Source organism: Clostridium sp. 2218st1_F5_2218SCRN_220325, from assembly GCF_039062665.1.
Taxonomy (GTDB): domain Bacteria; phylum Bacillota; class Clostridia; order Peptostreptococcales; family Peptostreptococcaceae; genus Intestinibacter.
The window spans coordinates 121,681-143,559 of record NZ_JBCLNH010000006.1 but is presented as its reverse complement, the minus strand read 5'-3'; the positions used below and the strand labels follow the sequence as shown (position 1 = coordinate 143,559).

Genomic DNA, 21,879 nt, shown 5'->3' with positions numbered 1-21,879 from the left:
ATATTTATTATATAGTAAGAATATAGAAAATTTAAAATTTAAATTATAATATAGATAAAATTTAAAATTTAAATTATAATATAGATAAAAGTTTTGTTAACATATGAAAAATAATCATAAATAGGATTATTAGCCTATAGATAAATTAATATTGAATTTATTTTGTGGGTAAAACTATTGTAAACCCTAACAAAGTCGAGATTCAAATATAAATAAGTTAACAAAACAGAAATATATTCTTGGAGGATACAATGACAAAAATTTTTAAAGTATTTTATGATGACATCAAAGATATATTTACTAATTTTGCTCTTTTAATTGTCGTATTAGCTCTTTGTATTTTACCTTCACTTTATGCATGGTTTAATATTTATGCATCTTGGGATCCATATGGAAATACTGGAAATATTCCAATTGCTGTAGTAAATAAAGATAAAGGTACAACTTTGTCTGATAAAAACATAAATGTAGGTGATCAAGTAGTAAAAAAATTAAAAGACAACGACGCCCTTGGATGGGAATTTGTAAATTCAGATTATGCTAAAAAGGGACTTGAAAACGGAAAATATTATGCAACAATCGAAATCCCAAGCAATTTTTCAGAGGATTTAGCATCAATCTTATCTAAAAAAACAACAAAAGCTAAAATTATATACTCGGTAAATGAAAAGATAAATGCAATCGCCCCTAAAATAACTGATAAAGGCGCTTCATCAATTCAAAGTCAAGTAAATAGTGAATTTATAAAAACTGTTGGTGAAATAGCATTTACTTTACTAAACGATACTGGTGTAAAATTACAAGAAGAGTTGCCAAAGTTGACAAAAATCGAAACATCTCTGATAGATGTTAAAAATAAATTTGCAACAATTGATAACACTGTAAAATATGGCTCTGAATCTATAGAAAAAATGAATGGTGTAATAAATAGCTTAAATAAGAATATGCCTTTAATAGAAAAAACTATTACAACAGCATCTGATTTGTCTTCTGATGCAAGCTCATTTTTACAAAACACACAAAATAATCTAAGTGATTTAGGCCCTATAATAAAAAGAGATTTACAGATTTTAAATAGTGTATCTGCTTCAGCTGCAAATAGTGCTTCAGCATTGATAGAAGCTATAAATTCAAATTATGAAGATGCACCACAACGTATAGACGATTTAACGTCAAAATTAAATAATTTACACAATGTTTCAAGTAATATTGTCGGCCTTTTAACAAAAATAAATCAAATAACAAATGGACAACATTTAAATGATTCTATAAACAAATTAAATACAATAAATAGTAAGCTTGAAACTTCAATAAATATTTTAAATACAGTAAAATCTCAAATTGAAGCAAATGAGCAACCATCTTTAACAAAATTAAACAGTATGCTTACATTACTAAATGATGTTAATTCTATTACATCAAACTTAGTTAACAACTATGATTCAACTATAAAAAATCCTATAAATAAAATTCTTAATCAAGGTATAGGTGTTTCTGAAAATGTAGGTGAATTATTAAAAAATGCACAAGCTGAAATACCTAAAGTCAAAAGCTTATTAGCTAGCCTTTCAGGATTTTCAGAAAATGCAGAAGGTACTATAGCTCTTGCAAATGAAAAAATTCCTGAAGCAAAAGCTATATTAAATGATTTCATAGATGCTATAAGCAAAATAAACAACAGTGAAGATACAAAAGATCTTATAAACTTCTTAAAAAATGATGTCATGACCAATGTAGATTTCTTGAAATCTCCTGTTGATATAGTTCAAAAAACTATATATCCTATGACTAATTACGGTGCTTCAATGACACCTTTTTATACTACACTTTGCCTTTGGGTTGGTATATTACTTTTAACATCACTTTTAACTACAGAAGTTCATGTTAAAGGTGAAGATGACGACGAATATAAACCTTACCAAGTTTATCTAGGTAGAGGACTTACATTCTTATCAATAGCACTTATACAGGCATTGATTGTAAGTCTTGGAAATATCTTTATACTTAAGGTTCATATGGATAATCCACTCTTATTTACGATGATAGCCTTATTTGTAAGTGCGGTATTTAACTTTATAGTATATTCATTGGTATCTATATTTGGAAATATAGGAAAAGCCGTTGGTGTAATTTTACTTGTTCTTCAAGTAGCTGGTTCCGGTGGTACATTCCCTATACAAGTAACTCCAAAGTTCTTCCAAATGATATATCCATTCTTGCCATTTACTTATGGTATTTCGGCAATGAGGGAAGCAATTGGAGGAGTATATATGCCTAATTTAACTAGAGATGTAAGCGTATTATTAATATTCCTTATATTATCAATTGTTATAAATATATTCTTAAAGGCACCGATTAATAAATTATTCCATAAATTTATTTCTAAATTAGAAGGTAGCCGTTTAACTGAATAATTTGCATAAAAAAAGGATGAGTTTATCATCCTTTTTTTTATTTAATCTATTTTCTCGCACCATTTATAGCTTACATAGAATTTTCCATCTACTAAACCACTTTTTTGATTTACTACTTTAATTCTTTTTTTGTCATACTTATGTCCAAAGTTTTTTTCTATAGTTGTAAGTTTTCCTTGTGTTTTAAGAACATCTTCAAAGTATTTTTCTTTGATAAAAACATATTTTAAATTTTTATCAAGTTCTAAATTCATACAAATCCCCCCCTAGATTACATATAAAATTCTTTCTTATATCTTAATTATACATCAAAAAAGCACAATCTAATTATATATTATATAGTTCATTAGATTGTGCTTTCATATTATATTAACTTATTTTTATTAACAATTTCTATTTAATTCTCTAACCTTTTCAAATTCATCTTGGATTTCTTGTGATGGTTCTTGTCCAAATTTACTTACTAAATAAATTGCTATTGCTGATAATATAAATCCAGGAACTATTTCGTATAGACTAAATATTCCACCATATATAACCCCTAAATTTCTCCAAACTATTGTCACAATTCCACCTGTTACTATCCCAGCAATCGCTCCATTTCTAGTTGTTTTTTTCCAGAATAATGAGCACAACATAATTGGTCCAAATGTGGCTCCAAATCCTGCCCATGCATTTTCAACAAGACCCAAAACTGTATTATCAGGATTTAATGCTATAAGTATAGCTATTATGGATACTCCCATAACTGTAAGTCTACTTACTATCATTAATTCTTTGTCGCTTGCATGTGGTCTAATTTTTGCTTTATAAAAATCTTCAGTTATCGCCGAAGCTGTAACTAATAGCTGAGAGTCAGCTGTACTCATCACTGCTGCAAGTATTGCTGCTAAGAATACACCAGCTATAACAAGCGGGAATATCTTCATAACCATTAATATGTATACAGTTTCCCCAGAAGAATTACTTAAATCCTCAGTTAAAAATACCCTTCCTAGCAAGCCTACCATAGTTGCTGCTGTTAAAGAGAATACTACCCATACCATAGCTATTAATCTCGACTTTTTAATACTTTTTGCATCATCAATCCCCATAAATCTTACTAATATATGTGGTTGCCCAAAATATCCAAGCCCCCAAGCAAGAGATGATATAACAGTTATCATAGCAATATGTGTTCCATCTAGTGTTATAAATGGATTTAGCATATTTACATTAACTGATTCTATTCTAGCTATTGTTGCATCTACTCCCCCCATACTAACTACAGCAGCACAAGGAACAACAACTATAGCAACAAACATTAAAATCCCTTGAACTAAATCTGTCCAACATACTGCAAAGAATCCTCCTGCAAAAGTATACGATACAACTACTACAGCACATATCAATAAAGCTAATGTGTAATCTATTCCAAATACTGTTGAAAATAATTTTCCACCTGAAACAAATGCTGATGCAGTATATACTAAGAAAAATATTAATATAAATAACGAACTGACTATTCTCAGTATATTTTGATTATCTCTATATCTATTTCCTAAAAATTGCGGAATTGTTATTGCATTACATACTTCAGTATAATTTCTAAGCCTTTTAGCTACTAGTTTCCAGTTAAAATAAGTCCCTATAGTTAATCCTAATGCAATCCATCCTGCTTCTAATCCTGCAATATATGCAGCTCCCGGTAGTCCCATTAGCATCCATCCACTCATATCTGACGCTTGTGCGCTAAGGGATACTACCCAACTTCCTAATTGTCTTCCACCTAAAAAGTAATCTTCTGTATTGCTAGTCTTTTTATATGCAATAAGACCTATTGCAAGCATCATAGCTAGATATATTACGAAAATTACTATTATAGTAATATTGCTTTGTACCAAAACTCTCCCCCCTGACTTTATAATTATCCAACACCCCTCATTGGATAATTATTCCATTGTATTTATAAATATAATATAATATTAAGCTATATCAATAGTCAATAAAATTTTTTTATATAGCTTAGTTTCGCAATAAATAAGCAGATATAAAATTAGAGATGATTTATAAACCATCTCTAATTTTATATAGTATAATAATTATTTTTTATTAACTAGAATAATTATCTAGTAAATTTATTTTTTAAATTTTTATTTATTAAATAAACCTTTTATCCAATCTACAAAACCTTTCTTTTCTTGAGTATTGTCTTTTGTTGTATCTGTTTTTTGGCTTTCTGATTTAGTATCTTTATCTTCTGATTCTTCAACTTTAAATACAAATCTAACTTTACCATTCATATCATCACTATTTATTCCTGAATAGTTATTGTATTCTTCAGATGCTGTTACTAATTCATCTTTAACGTCCATTATATTTCCTACTTCTGATATTAATTGATTACCTTCACCACTTAATTGGTCAAGACCTTCTTGTTTAAATTGAACAGTACCATTATAAAGTTGAGTGCTACCACTTGCTAAACTAGATATACCGTCTTTTATTTGTGTAGAACTGCTGCTTAATGTTGATGAACCATCTTTAAGTTGGTTAACACCACTTGTTAAACTACTTGCCCCACTTACTAATTGACTTGTACCTGCTGATAATTGTTGGCTTCCTGCATATGCACTTTGTGTTGCATTTGATAAAGTATTGCTTCCTGATTGTAACTGACCACCAGCTTTAGCAAATTGGCTTAAATTAGTACCGAATGTTTGTGAACCAGTAACTAATGATGATGAACCATTTTTAAGTTGATTAATACCACTTGTCAAGCTACTTGCTCCACTTACTAGTTGATTTGTTCCTGCTGATAATTGTTGACTTCCTGCATATGCACTTTGTGTTGCATTTGATAATTGTGAAGATGAATCACTAAGTGTACTTCCTGCTCCAGCAAATTGATTTAAACTTGATCCAAATTGTGATGAACCATTTTTAAGTGTTGATAATCCTGATTGTAAACTAGATGCACCTGCTGATACTGAGCTTATTCCATTTTTAACTGAGCTAAGTCCAGATTGTTGTTTAGATGCTACTGTTTTTAGTCCAGAGCTTATTTGATTTAAGCTAGCTGCTGCTGTGCTTAGTTGTCCAGATTGTTGTTGTAAACTACTTCCTAATTGAGCTATTTCTGCTGCAAGTTCGCTATCTCCATTTGCTGCGGCTTTTTGTGATAAAGCATTTATTTGTGCTTGAAGTTGACTGCTGCTTGATGATGATAATTGTGAAGATACTTGTGCAACAGAATCAGCTAATGAACTTACAGTGCTTGTAGAACTTATTAAACTGTCTACTCCGCTATCTAATTGGCTTAATCCTCCACTTAAATTGCTTGCTCCACTATATGCAGAATTTATACCACTATTTATATTGTTATATGATTGGTCTAATTTATTTGCATTGCTTACATAACTTTGTACACCGCTTGCAAATTTACTTTGTGATGAATTTAATTGAGCAAGTCCACTTGTCAAGCTCATTGCACCTTGATCTAATGTTGGTAAATTATTTGCAAGTGTTTCTGCTCCTTTGCTCAATGAACTAATACCTTGATCTAATGAGCTTATTCCTGATGTTAATTGTGCATAAGCACCATCTAATTGATTTGCACTATTAGTATAAGTTGCTATACCTGAATTTAAAGATTGTTGTCCTTCATTTATTTGTTGTAAACCACTTGTTAAACTCATTGCTCCTTCATTTAATGTTGGTAAACTATTTGCAAGTGTATCAGAACCTTCTTTTAATGTAGTTATTCCACTATCTAATGATTTTACACCATCATCAAACTTGCTGTAACTTGAATTAAGTGTTTCACTTCCATCAGCTACTTGTTTAGCTCCATCTACTAATTCTGTTCCTGCATCTTCTAGTTGTTGTAATGCACTTTTTAATTCACTGAAGTTCATATCTCCATCTATGTCTTCTAATGTTCCAGTAATATCACTTGTAAGAGCAAACATTATAGTTGGAACTTTAAAATTAGTCGTATTACCAGTTATAACAATTTCATCTTTTAAATTTAAGTAATTATTTAAATCACTGCTTAAATTTAAAGATTTACTTAAACCTGGTAAAGATATAAATGTTATAGAAGCATTATTTCCTTCATCTAACATAGTTCCTGCACTGATTTCTATATCTTTGAAATTATCTCTATCTAGTAATATTTCCCCTGCTGTTAAAAATGGTGTATATATTATTCTGTCTTCCCCATTTATTTGAACATTCTTCTTAACATTATTTTTTAATTTTATAGTGATTTTAAAATCACCGCTTTTTCCTTTTACGTCTTTTGGATTTACTACTTTTCCATTTAATTCATATCTTATATTTACATCTATAGGTAATTGTTCTTTACTTTCACCTTGATAATATAAATCATCCCCATTTACATCCCAAGTAACATTATCTCCATTTATACTTGGTTTTTCATTTCCTTTTATATTTTTTATATTTGTCAATTTACTTACGTCTTTTATATTTCCTAAAGATGAGTCACTTTTTATCCAGTCTGAAACAATATTTTTTGTTACATTTCCGTTTTCATCTAATATAGAATATACTGTTTCATCTTTTGTGACTTTAGTATCTGTTTTTGCAGCAAAAGCACAAGTGCTATTTGCTGCTACTAATGCTACAGTTGCTAATGCAATTGATTTCTTTTTAATATTTTTATTATACATGATTAATCCTCCCCCATTAATTAACTACTTATAATATTAAATATCTTTTAATTTACAGCGTCTGCTGTTTTTGATTTTTTATCAGGTTCAAAACCTTTACTTGTTTTTCTTATTACTGGTTCAAATACAAGTAATAATCCTGGTAATATGAATATAATCATAAACATACTTATTATTGCCCCTCTTGACATTAGGCTACATAATGAACCTATAAGTTCTAGTTGTGAAATTACACCAACACCTATAGTTGCTGAGAAGAATGATAACGCACTTGTCATTATTGATCCACCACTATGTTTTATTGCTGCTTGCATAGCTTCAAATTTATTATCATTATATCCCAATTCTTCTTTAAATCTAGAAGTAAGAAGTATTGCATAGTCAACTGTTGCTCCTAATTGTATTGTACCTAATACTATAGATGCTATAAATGGTTCAATCTTTCCTGTATAATAAGGAATTCCTAAGTTTGCAAATATAGCACATTCTATTGCTGCAACCAATATAACTGGTAATGATATTGATTTAAATACTATAGCTATTATCAAGAATATTGCTATTATAGAAGCTGCACTTACTTTCTTGAAGTCTGTATCTGCTATTCTTATTAAATCTTTTGTAAGAGGTGCTTCACCACCTACAAGACCATCAGGGTCATATTTATGGACTATATGTTCAACTTCTGTTAATTGTGCATTACACTCATCTGAAGCTGCTCTATATTTTGAATTTAATAATATTTCTTCATATCCTCCAGCTTTTAATTCACTTAAAATTTCATCAGGTATCATTTCTTGATCTATTGCTGGACCTATATATTTTTCAAGTCCTATAACTGAATTTACACCGTCTATTTCTTCAAGTTCTTTAATCATAGATGTTACATCATTTGAATCTAATTTATCGCTTACTAAGATAAAATCTGTACTTTCCATATGGTAGTCATCTTTCATCTTATTAGTAGCAACTATTGATGGAAAATCATCTGGTAAAGACTCATCTAAGTTATAATAAACCTTAGCATTGTTATTTCCTATAAATGCAGGGATAAATATTATAACGAATAATACTGCTAGTTTTTTATAATGTTTAACTACAAATTTTGAAGTTTTTTCAAATGCTGGTAAAATTGTTTTATGTTTATATTTGTGTATTGCTTTGTCAAATATTAATATTAATGATGGTAAAATTGTTACTGTGCATAAAACACCAATTATAACACCTTTTGCCATTACTATACCCATATCCATACCTAAACTTAAATCCATAGTACAAAGTGCTAAGAATCCTGCTACAGTAGTTGTCGAACTACCTATTATAGATACAAATGTGTTTTGTATTGCATTTGACATGGCCTCTATTCTGTCGGAGTTTTTTCCCAACTCTTCATCATATCTGTGAAGTAAGAAAATAGAATAATCCATTGTTACCCCTAGTTGCAATACTGCTGCTAAGGCTTTAGTTATATATGAGATTTCTCCTAAAATTATATTAGAACCAAAATTATATATAATTGCTAAACTTATACTTAATAAAAATACAAATGGTACTACAGTTGATTCCATTGTAAGTAATAAAACTATTAAAGTAAGTATACCAGCTATTATTACATATAATGGCATCTCTCCATCTGCACAATCTTTAGTATCTTTTATAATACCACTCATACCACTTAAAAATCCTTGTGCACCAACTATGTTTCTAATTTTTTGTACAGTATTTTGAGTAGTTAGTGTTGCTGTACCTTCTTTTAACATTACTATTATCATAGTAGATTTATCGCCATTATAAAGTAAATCTGTCATATCCTTTGGGAGAATTTCTTTTGGTACAGATAAATCTACAAAATCATCTACCCAAAGTGCTTTTTTAACTCCATCTAACTTAGCTACTTTTTCTTTTACTTTGGCTACATCTTTATCTGGCATATCTTCAACAATAAGCATCGCGATAGATCCGCATCCAAATTCATCTTGTAAAATTTTTTCTGCTTGCATTGTAGATGTCTCTTCTGGCAAATAACTCAATATGTCATAATTTACATCTGTTTTGAAATATCCAAATGCTGCTGGAACTACTAATATTACTGCTAATAGCAAAATTAATTTGCTATGTTTGGCTATCGCTTTTGATATCCTTTCCATAATTCTACCTCCATTTTTAGGCGTGCCCAATATTTATACCTAGATTGTAGGGCGCGCCCAAAAGTTTGTCAACAAGTTTTTGTGTTAAATTTTTACAGTAGATTATAAAATTTTTATTGCACATAAAAAATTCGCTTCGCTCATATAACGGGCGAATCAAAGATTCCGTTGCTTTAAATAATAAGTTGGAAATTATATATAATTTCCTTAGAAATAAAAAGAACACATGGCAGAAAAACTGCTATGTGTTCTTTTAAATTATATCGCTTTTTAATTTTATACTTACTATTTCAGGCTTACAATTTATTCTTATTAATACTTTTGAGCCTCCAAGTCCTTTACTTACTATCATAGTCGAATTATTTTTTTCGTATTTTCCTAAATCATACTTAGGAAAGAACTTTCTATCTGGTGATAATAAGCCTCCTATAAATGGTAGTCTTACAACGCCACCATGCACATGACCACATAAAGTTAAGTCTGCACCCCATTTTTCATATGCATCGAAATAAAATGGAGTATGTGCTAGTAGTATATTAAATTCATTTTTATTTAAATCACCTAATTTTTGTTCTAAAAATTTACTGTCGATAGTTGTAATCTCCTTATCGTCAAATAAATATTTATAGCAACTATATGGAACTGTAAGTCCATATAAATTTATTTTAGAGTTATTTTTTTGTATTTTCACTTTATCATCGTCTAAATTTATAAAGTCTATTTGATTTAATTCTTCAAAATATTTAATATACTCTTGTTTATATTTTTTAATCAATGCCTTTTGCTCGTGATTTCCTATTATATAATAAACTTTATATAGTTTTGTCAGTTCCTTCATAAAGTTTAAAGCTATATCGTAGTTATTATTTTCCCCATCTACTAAATCACCTGTGATAACTATTATATCTGGATTTAAATATTTAATTTTTTGTAATAACTTTATATTATTTTTGCCAAATGATTTACTATGTAAATCTGAAATTTGGACAATATTATACCCATCAAATTCTTTTGGTATTTTTTTATTTTTAATTGTATATTGTGCTATTTCTAATGTATTTATATTGTGACTTAAATAAATACAAATCAAAATAAAAATACAAATAAGTATTAGTATTGTCTTGTACATATAACGCTCCTTAAACTTTATTTAAAAATATATCAAAACTCTCTAGTAATTCACCAATATTTAATTTATTTGAAATATCTATTGCATTACTTACAATTTGATCTACTTGTTCTTTATCTATTATGTTTAATAAAATTAATCTAGTTGATATTACTGATTTTATTATGTCCTCAATTTCTAATTGTATATCTTTATTATAATATCTTCTAAGTAATTCTTCTTCTCCTGAACATCCAACAGTAACACTTATATATATATCTTTTTCAGCTACATTATAATGTGTTTCTAGGGCTTTTTTCTTAAATAAATCTACTAGTATATTTACATATTCTTTTCTGATTATAGGCACTGTTGATGCTTCTATATATATTCTAAATAGACTTTCATATCTGACTATTGTATATGTATACAAACATTGTGTTACAGCATAATTTAATAAAAGCTCAGTATCATTCATATGGTGATTGCTTATTAACTCGTAAATCTTATTGAATATAGTTTTGTAAATATAAAGGAGTATATCTTCTTTCTTTTTAAAGTAATAGTATAAATGTCCTCTTCCAATTCCAGCTGCATCTGCAATTTGTCTAATAGTTGTTTTTTCATAGCCATTTACTAAAAAAAGATTAAATGATTTCTTTATAATTTGTTCTTCAATATCTATTTTTTTATTACTCATAACTATTTCTCCTTAAAATTTATTCATTTTAAATATAAATATTGGGCACTAATATTATACCTTAAAGAATATTTTTATATATTATTAATTTAATATATTTATTTTAGACTTACAATATCTAAAATAAAATGAGAAATATTAAAAAGATATTATAATTTTATTATACAACAAAAACACAATAAAAAATGCTATCTCAAAAATAAATATTTGAAATAACATTTTTATTGTTAATTAATATTTTGTTTTATTCCCGATACTATATTAGTACAGTCTCTTTGTTCTATATAAGTAATTTTATTGTCTTTATATGCTATAACTAAAAAGTCGCTGTCTTTTATACTGTATATGTCTATGTTGACTCCTCCGTCTACATCCATATAAATACTATAAGCACATTTTTTATTTTTAGTTATTGATGATATACTGCTCTTATCTTCTCCAATATACTTATTAAGTTTTTCTTTTTTGATATTTTCAGAACTTAAACTGTTATAATCAGTATATGCTGAAATTACGGCGTTTGCCTTTTCATCCATCAATGATGATACATCTAAATTTTTAAAATCACAAGTTTCCACTTCATTTACTTTATTATTTTTTAATGCAATATATAGTGCACTTCCATCTAAGTTATAATCTGATGTATATTTAGGATATAATAATCCCTTACTTAGTATTTCTACATCATCCATATTTTTATCGACCATTTTCTTTAAATCTTCAAAGTTTTTTACCTTGTCTATTTTTAAAGAATATATTGTACTGTATGGGCTTCCCATATTTTGAAGAACGTAATCGTCGCTTTTATTCATGATTACATTTACGTCACTTTGTACTTTTGTCATAGTATTTCTCTCTATTGCTTCTTTTGAAACATTTTTTGTTTTCATATTTGAAGCTGAGCATCCCATTAAGAATACTACTGGTATCATTGTTAAAACTAATCTTTTAATATACTTCATATGCTAGCCCTCCTTTTCTTTTATAATTGGTACAACATATCATATTTTCAAAAAAAAGATTTTCTTATTTATAATTATACATATTTCTATAAATAAAAAAATAGTTTTGTAGTAGTTGTAAACCTTTTGTAATAGAATTTCCTATTATATTAAAATTTTGTAATTTATTTCTATATTTTAATAATATAACAAAATTGTAAATAAAATCAACAACTTTATTATATATTGTGAGTTTTACGTTTGTGATACTGATAATCAATTCCACGAAATCTTATTGATATTTCAATAAAAAGTTATATTTTTATATTAAAAATCATCATTTTTATATTTAATTAAAATTTCGATAAAAAATAAAAAGCTGGTTATAAGATCTAAATCTCTAACCAGCTTTTTATTTTTTATTATTTATTAAGAAATGCCTTATATCCTCTATACATTTCAAATATATCTGCTTTTGATATTACTTCATAAGGTGCATGCATACTAAGCACTCCTACTCCACAATCTAAAACTTGTGCATCATAGTTTGCTAATATATACGCGATTGTTCCACCGCCACCTTCATCAACTTTACCTAATTCGCCACTTTGCCATACTACATTTGCTTCATTAAATATGCTTCTTATTTCGCCTACAAATTCAGCATTTGCATCACTTGTTCCACTTTTACCTCTAGCTCCAGTATATTTAGAAATACACACTCCATATCCTATATGACAAGAGTTATTTTTTTCATATACTGATGAATAAATCGGATCATAACCTGCATTTACATCTGCTGATAATACTTTAGAATTTGAAAATGCTCTTCTAATTTTTAAATCAGAATAAGTAGTCTGCATATTTATAAGCTCTGCTACTGTATTTTCATAAAATCTAGAGTGCATACCTGTGTTTCCATTAGAACCTGTTTCTTCTTTATCAGCACATAATACTGATGCAGTATATTCAGGATTTTCTGTTTCAAGGATAGCTTTTACTCCTGCAAATGAACAAACTCTATCGTCATGTCCATAAGATAGTATCATAGAGCTGTCAAATCCAAGATTTCTAGATTTACCTGCTGGAACTACTTCTATCTCAGCACTTATAAAATCTTCTTCTACTAAATTATATTTAGAATTTAATAGATTTAAAATATTCATTTTGACTTTGTCTTTTTCTTGGTCTTCATCTGGTATACTTCCGATTAATAGATTTAAATCCTCGCCTTCTATACCTTTTTCAAGAGTTTTTTGTCTTTGTTTTGCCGCTAAGTGTGGAAGTAAATCTGTTACACAAAATACTGAGTCACCTTCTTCATCCCCAATACTTATTTCAACTTTGCTTCCATCTTTTAATATTACAACTCCATACATAGCAAGTGGTATAGTGACCCATTGATATTTTTTGATTCCACCGTAGTAGTGAGTTTTAAAATATCCCATATTGTCATCTTCATATAGTGGGTTTGGTTTTAAGTCTAATCTAGGTGAGTCTATATGACTTCCAATAATTCTTAGACCTTTTTCTATATCTTGTTTTCCTATTACAAATAAAGCTATGTTTTTGTCTCTATTTATAGCATATATTTTATCTCCAGGTACTACTTTTTCTATATCTGAAATTGATTTAAATCCATTTTCTATAGCTAATCTTTCAATTTCTTTAACACATCTTCTCTCTGTTTTCCCCTTATCTAGAAAGTCCATATATTGATTTGAATATTCCATAACTGCATCCATGTTATTCATCTCATTTATAACTTTCCATCCATTTCTCAGCTCGTACTTAAGATTCATCTTTGATCCCTCCATATGCCTTTTGTTTCTAGTTATCTTTTTTTTCTTTCATACGTTTTTCGTATTCTTCTGGTGAAACTACTTCTATATTTTCTAATCTAGCTCTGAAACTTTTTCTGAAGTTTGCTAAATATTCTTTTCTTAATGCATCTCTTTCTTTTATTTCTTCTGGTGTTAAACCTTCTGCCTTATTTTTTCTTGCAAGTTCATTTATTCTGTCTATTTTCTTTTGATCTACCATCTTTACTATAGCCAAAGACCTTTATTCTTTAGCTTCTCCTTTACTTATTTAATAAAAAATTTTGTTACTTTTTAAGTTTTGTTTTTCTTTATAATTAGCTAAAAAAACATCTAAACTATCACTTATTCTATTTATTCCCTCTTTAATATCTTCTAGAGATGAATTCGCTATATTTATTCTAAAATATCTGTCATCCATTGAATTATCAAAAAAATATGTTCCTGGAGTGATTACAACTCCTCTTTCTAAAAGAAAATTGTAAAAATCACTCGACAAATATCCTCTTGGAAGTTCAAAGAAAAAGTTAATACCTCCAGCTGATTTTCTAACTTTTAATTTGTTGCTTATTTTTTTATCTATTAATTTTTTAGCTAAACTATATTTTTCATAATAGATATTATTTATATTATTTAAATATTGTTTCCAATTAAAGCAGTTCATATAATAAAACATTGATTTTTGTATTAAACCTGGGGTTGATATATCAGAAGAATATTTAGCCCATAAAATCTGAGACTGTAATTCCATAGGTATTTCAACCATACCGATTCTAAGTCCAGGCATTAAAATTTTTGAAAAACTCTTTATGTAGATTACCCTGTTATTTTTGTCATAACTCTTAAGTGGAAGATTATCTTCTGAGTCAAAAGGAAAATCACTTATGAAGTCATCTTCTAGTATATAAAAATCATACTCCTCTGACAACTCTATTAATTTTTTCTTTTTATAAGTTGAATAAGATATTCCTGTTGGATTTTGAAAATTAGGCATAACATATATTAATTTTGGTTTGATTTTTTCAAGTTTAAGTTTTAATATTCCAATATCAATTCCATCATCCAACATCGGTATTGATATTACTTTCGCACCTCTACTTTTAAAAACCTCCAATGCACCATTATATGTTGGTTCTTCTACAAATACAACATCTGAATAATTTATAAGCCCCTTACATACTATATCTATACCTTGTTGAGCTCCAGATATAATTTGTATATTTTCTATATTTGTATTTATTTTTCTGTCTTTTAAATACTCACATATCTTATCTCTTAATTCTATAGAGCCCTTACCTTCGTCATAATTAAAAATAGAAGGCCCATCATTTTCAAGCGCCATATTTATAGCTTTTTTATAATCATCAATAGGAAACATATCTGCTGATGGATTTCCACTATCAAAGTGTATTAATCCCTCTTTTTTTTCTATTGTTTTCTTTTTTTTAAGTTTTATGTTTGAAGCAAATGTTCCACTGCCCACGATTTTATATATGTATCCTTCATTTTCTAGAAGTTCATAGACTTTTACTATTGTTGCATTATTCACACCAATATAATCTGCTAATTTTCGTATTGGTGGCAGTTTTTCATGTTCTTTTATATCATTGTCTATTATTAATTTTTTTATGTAGTTGTAAATCTGCAAATACTTACTACTACCTTTATTTAATTCTATTTTATATTTTTCCATTTTCTACCCCTATAGTCTATATATCAACATTTTTTGTAAATGCTAATTTATATTTTAAAGTATTTAATATGTATAATATATTATATACCAATTTTTTAAAAAGAGAAAATTCTATGTGCTAGATTATTAAATCTATCTTAAGATACTTTTATAATATGAATGATTAAAACCTTCTTAGAATAAATATTATCAATAGGAGGTGATTTTTTGAAAAAGATTCCAAATCTTTTATTATCTACAATAATTCTAGCAATATCTAATATAATTGTAAGAGGTTTAGGATTTATATATAAAATTTTTTTATCAAATATAATAGGAGAACAAGGTCTGGGAATATACCATATAGTATTTAACTTTCTTATGATTTGTATAGCATTAACTACAACCGGCATTCCGACGGCTCTGAGTTGTTTAATTTCAACTAATAATACTTTAAAAGATAAAAAACAAACTAATATATTCTTTATATCGACACTATATATATCATTTTTCATTGCTTTTATTATTTCCATATTTGTATCTATACATAGCGAATTTTTCTCAGATATATTTTTACATAATCCAAAATTAAACCTTTTTATACTAGCTATTTGTCCAGCTATAGTTTTAATAACTCTGTCAAATGTCTTGAGAAGTTACTTCTATGGAATAAAGAAAGTCATTGTTCCTGCTGTTGGTCAAATACTAGAACAAATATCTAGAATTTTATTTTTAATTCTTGTTTACTATTACATAAAAAATGACCACTTACTTTGTTATAGCGCACTTATAGCTATATCTATTGGCGAAATGATAAATATAATATTTATTACAGTAAATCTTTATTATGATTCTAATCTATATAGAAAATTAATTATAAATATAGATGATTTTAAACATGCCTCTTTTGAAATGCTAAAGATGTCTATACCTATAACTTGTAATAGAATGTCGAGTATAGTACTTCAATCAATAAGCTCTATAATAATACCATCTAGATTAATACTTGCTAATATGTCTTATACACAGGCCTTAGGAGCCTATGGTATTATAAGTGGTATGGTTATGCCATTTGTATATCTTCCTTTTTCAGTCGGCTCAGCCCTCGTTGTAAACTTAATTCCAAGTATATCTAGTGAAGTTGCACTAAAAAATAATAGTTTTCTTATAAAGAAAATTAAATATTCTATAGCTCTAACGTTAATTGTAAGTATTTTATGCTCTTTATTATTTTATTTCTTTGCAAAACCGCTTTGTATTTTATTTTTTAAAAACGAAGTCGCTGGAGTTTACTTAAAATCTATGTTTTTAGCTCCGATTTTTTTATCTCTAAATCAAACTTTATCAGCAATACTCCATGGTATAAGAAGAGAATTTATTTCGAGCTTTAATACTATTTTAGGAATGGCAATTCAATTAATCTTTTTATACTTCTTGTTACCTATTCCTAGCTTAAATATATTCGCCTACATATATGTAGTAACTGGAATCGCTATTTTTACTACGCTTTTACATTCAATAGCATTACTCCATGCTTTAAAAAATCCAGCTAAATCAATTTAATTACATGCATACATAAAAAAAGCAACCAATAAGTAGTTTTATTTTTTAAAACGCTCTTATTGGTTGTTTTAATCTATATTAAGAATCAAATATTAAATATTTTCATTTTTATATTATCCTAAATTATATTTATACTATATTTATACTTAGAAACATCCATCAAAGTTAAAGTCTGATGCAGCTACTACTGGAACATCTCTTGCTTGAACTGCTTGTGCTGCTCCTACTACAGAGATTAATGCATATCCTAATAAAGATACAGTAGTTCTTAATAATAATTGTGGATAAACTGGTTTTAATATAGTAACAGTGTATGGATTTTGTGCTGCATTTGTATTTTGTATAGTTGCTTCTACACAACTTAATGATAATTTAGATTGATAGTATTGTTCTACAACACTTGAGTCCATATTATATGCTCTACATAAACTTCCATTTAAAGCTTCATATGTTAAAGCTATGCCACCTGCTGTTGCATTTATTGTAGTTGCTATTTGTACATTTGAACATCCTGCTGTTCCCTTTAATACTACATTTATACTATTTGCTGGGTCTGCTCCTGCTGGTGCAGTTACTGTAGCAGTTGTTGCAGCTTGTGAATAATCTAAAGTAGTTCCCATGCATTGTTGACAACAACTTGATAAACCTGCAGTACTAACTGATGATCTATTTAATAAATTGTGGCTTGAAGTAAATACTGATGTTGGTGTAAGTGCTTTTCCTGCCACTGTTGTTGCTCCTGGAGTTAAAGTTACAGTAGAATCTCCAAAGCAAACTTCTGTTATATTTAACTTAAATGTTCCAACTGGTATAGGGTCTCCTGTTACAGTTATTCCTGTTGTAAATGCTTGAGTTCCTCCAGTTGCCAATACAGCTGTTGTACCTGTTGCTACTCTATCAAATTTTATAGCATCTGATACTTTATATGTTCTAATTATATAAGGCATACAATTTGCTGATGTTATTGGTTGTGCTTGTAAACCTATACAGCATTGTGCATTTCCTGCACATGGTGCTAATGTTGAACAAGAAGAATATGTTGAATCTGTTCCTGCTGGTTCATAAGGTATAGGACATTTTGGAGTTTGATCATTGTTATTATTACATTGGCAATTACATTGTACAATTGGTGGTTGTGGTGGTTGTGGTGGTAATGGTTGACTTACTGCAAAATTATCATAATTACATTCTCCTTGGTCCATTATAAATCCTCTAGGATCCATCATATCTTGTGTATATTGATTCCCTCTTATCACTCTAGTATTCATTGCATTTCTATTGCATTGCATTATTGATTACCTCCCATTAATATAAACTTTTGGCTAAAACCAATTTTTTAACCTACTAAATACTATGTTAGAAATGCAAATATTGTTCTTATTTTTGTAAAAAAGTAAAAAATAATTTTTTTTTGTAGAAAATTATACTAATTAGTGATTGTTAACTATAATATTTACGCTTCTATAGAATATAATTTTATAAAGGAATACCAATTTTATAAAGAATAGATTTCTTTAAAGCAAAATATATATTTATAGAGGTGAATCACATGACTTTTATTAATAATACTTCTAATTTAATTAGAAGGTCTTCCAAAGATATATTCTATATTTTTAATAATAACGGTCTTTACTATAATTACTATGATAAAGATAATACCCTAATAAAAGATAATATTTTAATAAGTAATAATACAATTGATTATACACAATTTTACTTTACTATAGACAATTTAGATAAAATCTATGGAATTGTATCAGATAATGCAATCAAAATAGTGGAATGTGAAAAAGACAGTAATATATTTTTACTGAAGGAGACATTTAGCTTTGATTATGAAAAATTTGCTGTTTGTTTTCCATTTATAAAATATATAGATGACAATATCCATATGTTTTATTATGTATATAGTCCTAAGTTTACTAATTCGGCAGTTATTTTTCACCAATATAAAAATAACGAAGGCCAATGGATTGAAAACCAAATAGATTTTGTCAATTTCAATATTTTAAACCAATTCTATATCGTATTTAACGATAATATTCCGACTATATTTTACTTAAATTTAGTAGATAATTATGAACAAGTATTTTATTCTACATTTGATTATAATAATTTGAGTTGGAGCAATCCTATCCAACTTACAAATACTGCTAGCAATAAATTATATTTAAATATATTAAAAATTCCAGATAGCGATATGTATCATTTAGTATTTTGTGAAAATACAAATGATCAATATTCTGTAAAATACTTAAATTTTAATGTTAAAGATAATATCTTAGTCCAAAATATTTCTTGTTTTATAACTGAGCCATCATTATATACTTTTCCATCTTTGATAATGGAGAATTCTATTTTATATTGTATGTGGGTCTCATTTGATAAGTTGTTCACTTCTTTTTCTAAAGATTTTGGGAAAACATGGAGCAAACCTGTGTGTGATGAAACAAGTGTTAGCGAGTATTTTCTAAGAACTAATATACACTCCAATGTAGATGATGATTTAATTTATAAAGATTTATATTTATTTACAACTATGAATACTTTAAGTATTTTAGGATTTTAATATTTTTACAAAAACTAAAAATAGGCAATAGATTTCTATTGCCTAAAATATATTAAATTAAATTAAGAAATACTATCTTTGACAGTTGCAGTTATTTCCTGAATTATTTGCTGAAGCGTTATTTGTATTTGAGTTACCTCCACATTGTTTAAAGTCGCATACTTTAGAGAAAGTATCAACTACTCTTGGTTGAACTTGACTTGAAGAACCAAGTACTACTATTTGTTCTTGTTTTAATATACTTACTACTTCTTGTAAGCAAAGAACTAAGTCTAATCCACCTGGTAATTGGAAGTTATAAGTTGTGCATCCATTAACACATTCTTTACTTATTAATCCTGTACCAACGCAACCTACTGATAATTGAGTTTGATAGTTTTGTCTTAAAGTAAATGAATTTCCATCTGCTGGAACAGATAATTGTGCTGATAATGTATTAAAATTAAATACTGTATAATTAGTAGTAGGAACTACTAATACATTTATCTTTGTGCATCCACATTTACATTTTAAAATTATTTCTAATCCATTTATTTGTATAGTTAATCCTCTTTGTCTATATCTTGTTGTTGTTCCTAATCCTTGTGAACAACAAGTTGTATTTCTTTCTCCACATACAGTATAATCAAAGTTTGATTCACAAGGTGCATCATTAGTCACTTCTTCTACTGTAAATCCTTCTAAAGATGTATTTCCTGGATATATTACCATTTCGTCATAATTAAAGCATATTTGTTCTACAGTAACTCTTCCTTGACCAGTTTTTGGAACCATACCATTTACGTCTATAACTTCATAAGTATAGTCTAATCCTGTTCCATTAGCATCTTGGAATGTTTGGAATTCTATAGTATCAAATATTCTATTAGCATCTATAGCATATGGTATTGTATTAGCTGTTGATACTCTTGGTATATTAAGTGGTGAACTACATAATGTGTTATCACAAGTATTTTTTATACAATTTTGACTTATAGTATCTTCACATGTTTCACAACAATGGTCTTGTTTATGATGATGTTGAGTTTTTTTGCAAGGATCTACACAATTATTATTACAAAGTTCTGCTTCTTTACATGGTTCTTGACAGCAATTATTGTTTTGCATCATAGAATGTTTAGTTTTGCATCCTCTACCCATATCTTCATTCATATCTCTATCAAGTGCTTCTTCATTACTTAACCCCATCATTTGTGTTGTAACAACCTTATTTTTATTCTTTCTAAGATTTTGCATTTCTTTGTCCCCCTAAATAAGTTATCTATTATACGATATGAGATTCATATAATATACTAAATATTATGCAAATTCTGAGCTAATTGTTCTTATTTGATATGTAATTTGAAATAATAAAGGAATATAATTTCCTTAGAATTAAAAAAATACCTGTATATTTCATACAGGTATTAAATAAAAAACTTGGTTAAAAATTGAAGCACATAGGAAATCATAGTTATTACTGTGTTTTAACTATAATATATCCAATTTTATAGGTTATAATCTACGCTTATATTCCTATGTGCTAAATAATTAAGGTTTTATACTAACTAAAATATCAAGTAATTAATAGCTTTGTCCTGGGAATCTTCTATAACTAGCTGTATTACCTGTTGATCCACCTTGGCAAGGGTTCCAGCATGGTGGTTGTGGTCTATTGCATCCACATCCATAGCCTGTTGATCCTGTTGATCCTGTTGATCCACCTTGGCAAGGGCTCCAGCATGGTGGTTGTGGTCTATTGCATCCACAGCCTGTTGATCCTGTTGTTCCAGTTGATCCTGTTGTTCCAGTTGTTCCAGTTGATCCTGTTGTTCCAGTTGATCCTGATACTACTCCACCTGTACTTGAACCTGTAGATGCATATACTGGGTCTACTACATAATTAGATGTTGTATGATAGTCTGCTCCATCATATACATTTCTTGAACTATTGTAATATACATTATGATCTACATAGTGATCTCTATAACGATTAGTATTCATAGTATGATAGTTGTTGATTCTATGATAATAAGTGTCATAATAATTTACATTTTCTACAGCTTGTGTAGTTCCAGCGCTAGCTGTATTGTTAACATAATTATTTACTTGTCCTTGTCTTACTTGAGTTGGTTGTTGAACGTAACCTTGTGCAAATTGATTTCCTGCGATTTGAGATCTATTTTGCATGATTTGACCTTCTAAATATTGATTTTCATAATATTGGTATGGCATTTATACCCTCTCCTTATTTTATATATTTTATTTAGAGCTTTATTTAAACTCTTAATAAATA

16 protein-coding genes are annotated in these 21,879 nt (G+C 28.1%); 3 read left to right on the top strand and 13 right to left on the bottom strand.

The features are described from left to right. The first annotated feature begins 251 nt into the window (after positions 1-251). Positions 252-2,414: a YhgE/Pip domain-containing protein gene (locus ABCM86_RS05635; protein ID WP_295572952.1), complete on the top strand. Its 2,163-nt coding sequence runs from the start codon at positions 252-254 to the stop codon at positions 2,412-2,414. Positions 2,415-2,455: 41 nt separating this feature from the next. On the opposite strand, the gene ABCM86_RS05630 is transcribed toward ABCM86_RS05635, so the two are convergent. From ABCM86_RS05630 to ABCM86_RS05585, 10 genes are all read right to left on the bottom strand, one after another. Next, positions 2,456-2,668, bottom strand: coding sequence for a hypothetical protein (locus ABCM86_RS05630; protein ID WP_295572949.1), 213 nt, complete (start codon positions 2,666-2,668; stop codon positions 2,456-2,458). 129 nt (positions 2,669-2,797) lie between these two features. Then, positions 2,798-4,297, bottom strand: coding sequence for a sodium/proline symporter PutP (putP, locus tag ABCM86_RS05625; protein WP_330605593.1), 1,500 nt, complete (start codon positions 4,295-4,297; stop codon positions 2,798-2,800). A gap of 249 nt (positions 4,298-4,546) precedes the next feature. Next, the gene (locus ABCM86_RS05620) at positions 4,547-7,087 is read right to left on the bottom strand and encodes a hypothetical protein (RefSeq protein ID WP_343003672.1); all 2,541 of its coding nucleotides are present in this window, start codon (positions 7,085-7,087) and stop codon (positions 4,547-4,549) included. Positions 7,088-7,134: 47 nt separating this feature from the next. After that, positions 7,135-9,231 (bottom strand): MMPL family transporter, encoded by a 2,097-nt coding sequence (locus tag ABCM86_RS05615; protein WP_343003671.1) that lies wholly within the window; start codon positions 9,229-9,231, stop codon positions 7,135-7,137. Positions 9,232-9,484: 253 nt separating this feature from the next. Beyond that, on the bottom strand, positions 9,485-10,360 hold the full coding sequence (locus ABCM86_RS05610) for a metallophosphoesterase (RefSeq protein ID WP_295734119.1): 876 nt from the start codon (positions 10,358-10,360) through the stop codon (positions 9,485-9,487). Positions 10,361-10,370: 10 nt separating this feature from the next. Continuing rightward, complete coding sequence (locus ABCM86_RS05605; protein WP_195931053.1) at positions 10,371-11,039, bottom strand: TetR/AcrR family transcriptional regulator; 669 nt, start codon at positions 11,037-11,039, stop codon at positions 10,371-10,373. Positions 11,040-11,266: 227 nt separating this feature from the next. Then, on the bottom strand, positions 11,267-12,001 hold the full coding sequence (locus tag ABCM86_RS05600) for a hypothetical protein (RefSeq protein WP_295734116.1): 735 nt from the start codon (positions 11,999-12,001) through the stop codon (positions 11,267-11,269). Positions 12,002-12,402: 401 nt separating this feature from the next. Further along, positions 12,403-13,782 (bottom strand): aminopeptidase, encoded by a 1,380-nt coding sequence (locus ABCM86_RS05595; protein ID WP_295572936.1) that lies wholly within the window; start codon positions 13,780-13,782, stop codon positions 12,403-12,405. Between the two features lie 28 nt (positions 13,783-13,810). Then, a complete protein-coding gene (locus tag ABCM86_RS05590; RefSeq protein WP_330593190.1) occupies positions 13,811-14,038 on the bottom strand; it encodes a DUF896 domain-containing protein in 228 nt (75 codons plus the stop codon). Between the two features lie 33 nt (positions 14,039-14,071). Next, positions 14,072-15,493, bottom strand: coding sequence for a PLP-dependent aminotransferase family protein (locus ABCM86_RS05585; protein WP_195931718.1), 1,422 nt, complete (start codon positions 15,491-15,493; stop codon positions 14,072-14,074). Positions 15,494-15,700: 207 nt separating this feature from the next. Between ABCM86_RS05585 and ABCM86_RS05580 the strand changes: the two genes are divergently transcribed. Further along, positions 15,701-17,035 carry an oligosaccharide flippase family protein gene (locus ABCM86_RS05580; RefSeq protein WP_295762263.1) on the top strand — a complete coding sequence of 445 codons (1,335 nt, stop codon included), beginning with the start codon at positions 15,701-15,703 and terminating at the stop codon, positions 17,033-17,035. Positions 17,036-17,181: 146 nt separating this feature from the next. Here the strand turns inward: ABCM86_RS05580 and ABCM86_RS05575 are convergent, their stop codons facing one another. Then, positions 17,182-18,324: a hypothetical protein gene (locus ABCM86_RS05575; protein ID WP_295677795.1), complete on the bottom strand. Its 1,143-nt coding sequence runs from the start codon at positions 18,322-18,324 to the stop codon at positions 17,182-17,184. Between the two features lie 260 nt (positions 18,325-18,584). On the opposite strand from ABCM86_RS05575, the gene ABCM86_RS05570 reads away from it, so the two are divergent. Beyond that, positions 18,585-19,604 (top strand): hypothetical protein, encoded by a 1,020-nt coding sequence (locus tag ABCM86_RS05570; protein ID WP_195931590.1) that lies wholly within the window; start codon positions 18,585-18,587, stop codon positions 19,602-19,604. 72 nt (positions 19,605-19,676) lie between these two features. Here the strand turns inward: ABCM86_RS05570 and ABCM86_RS05565 are convergent, their stop codons facing one another. Together ABCM86_RS05565 and ABCM86_RS05560 are read right to left on the bottom strand one after the other, a co-directional pair. Next, positions 19,677-20,840 carry a hypothetical protein gene (locus ABCM86_RS05565; protein WP_343003670.1) on the bottom strand — a complete coding sequence of 388 codons (1,164 nt, stop codon included), beginning with the start codon at positions 20,838-20,840 and terminating at the stop codon, positions 19,677-19,679. Positions 20,841-21,167: 327 nt separating this feature from the next. Next, on the bottom strand, positions 21,168-21,818 hold the full coding sequence (locus ABCM86_RS05560; protein ID WP_343003669.1) for a hypothetical protein: 651 nt from the start codon (positions 21,816-21,818) through the stop codon (positions 21,168-21,170). Between the last annotated feature and the right edge of the window lie 61 nt (positions 21,819-21,879).

What these genes read in the sequence shown, in the direction of transcription:
- ABCM86_RS05630 (WP_295572949.1), bottom strand. Translation starts at nt 2,668, where the DNA reads ATGAATTTAGAACTTGATAAAAATTTAAAATATGTTTTTATCAAAGAA.
- ABCM86_RS05560 (WP_343003669.1), bottom strand. Translation starts at nt 21,818, where the DNA reads ATGCCATACCAATATTATGAAAATCAATATTTAGAAGGTCAAATCATG.
- ABCM86_RS05635 (WP_295572952.1), top strand. Translation starts at nt 252, where the DNA reads ATGACAAAAATTTTTAAAGTATTTTATGATGACATCAAAGATATATTT.
- ABCM86_RS05605 (WP_195931053.1), bottom strand. Translation starts at nt 11,039, where the DNA reads ATGAGTAATAAAAAAATAGATATTGAAGAACAAATTATAAAGAAATCA.
- ABCM86_RS05615 (WP_343003671.1), bottom strand. Translation starts at nt 9,231, where the DNA reads ATGGAAAGGATATCAAAAGCGATAGCCAAACATAGCAAATTAATTTTG.
- ABCM86_RS05565 (WP_343003670.1), bottom strand. Translation starts at nt 20,840, where the DNA reads ATGCAAAATCTTAGAAAGAATAAAAATAAGGTTGTTACAACACAAATG.
- ABCM86_RS05570 (WP_195931590.1), top strand. Translation starts at nt 18,585, where the DNA reads ATGACTTTTATTAATAATACTTCTAATTTAATTAGAAGGTCTTCCAAA.
- ABCM86_RS05595 (WP_295572936.1), bottom strand. Translation starts at nt 13,782, where the DNA reads ATGAATCTTAAGTACGAGCTGAGAAATGGATGGAAAGTTATAAATGAG.
- ABCM86_RS05620 (WP_343003672.1), bottom strand. Translation starts at nt 7,087, where the DNA reads ATGTATAATAAAAATATTAAAAAGAAATCAATTGCATTAGCAACTGTA.
- ABCM86_RS05600 (WP_295734116.1), bottom strand. Translation starts at nt 12,001, where the DNA reads ATGAAGTATATTAAAAGATTAGTTTTAACAATGATACCAGTAGTATTC.
- ABCM86_RS05610 (WP_295734119.1), bottom strand. Translation starts at nt 10,360, where the DNA reads ATGTACAAGACAATACTAATACTTATTTGTATTTTTATTTTGATTTGT.
- ABCM86_RS05585 (WP_195931718.1), bottom strand. Translation starts at nt 15,493, where the DNA reads ATGGAAAAATATAAAATAGAATTAAATAAAGGTAGTAGTAAGTATTTG.
- ABCM86_RS05575 (WP_295677795.1), bottom strand. Translation starts at nt 18,324, where the DNA reads ATGCAATGCAATAGAAATGCAATGAATACTAGAGTGATAAGAGGGAAT.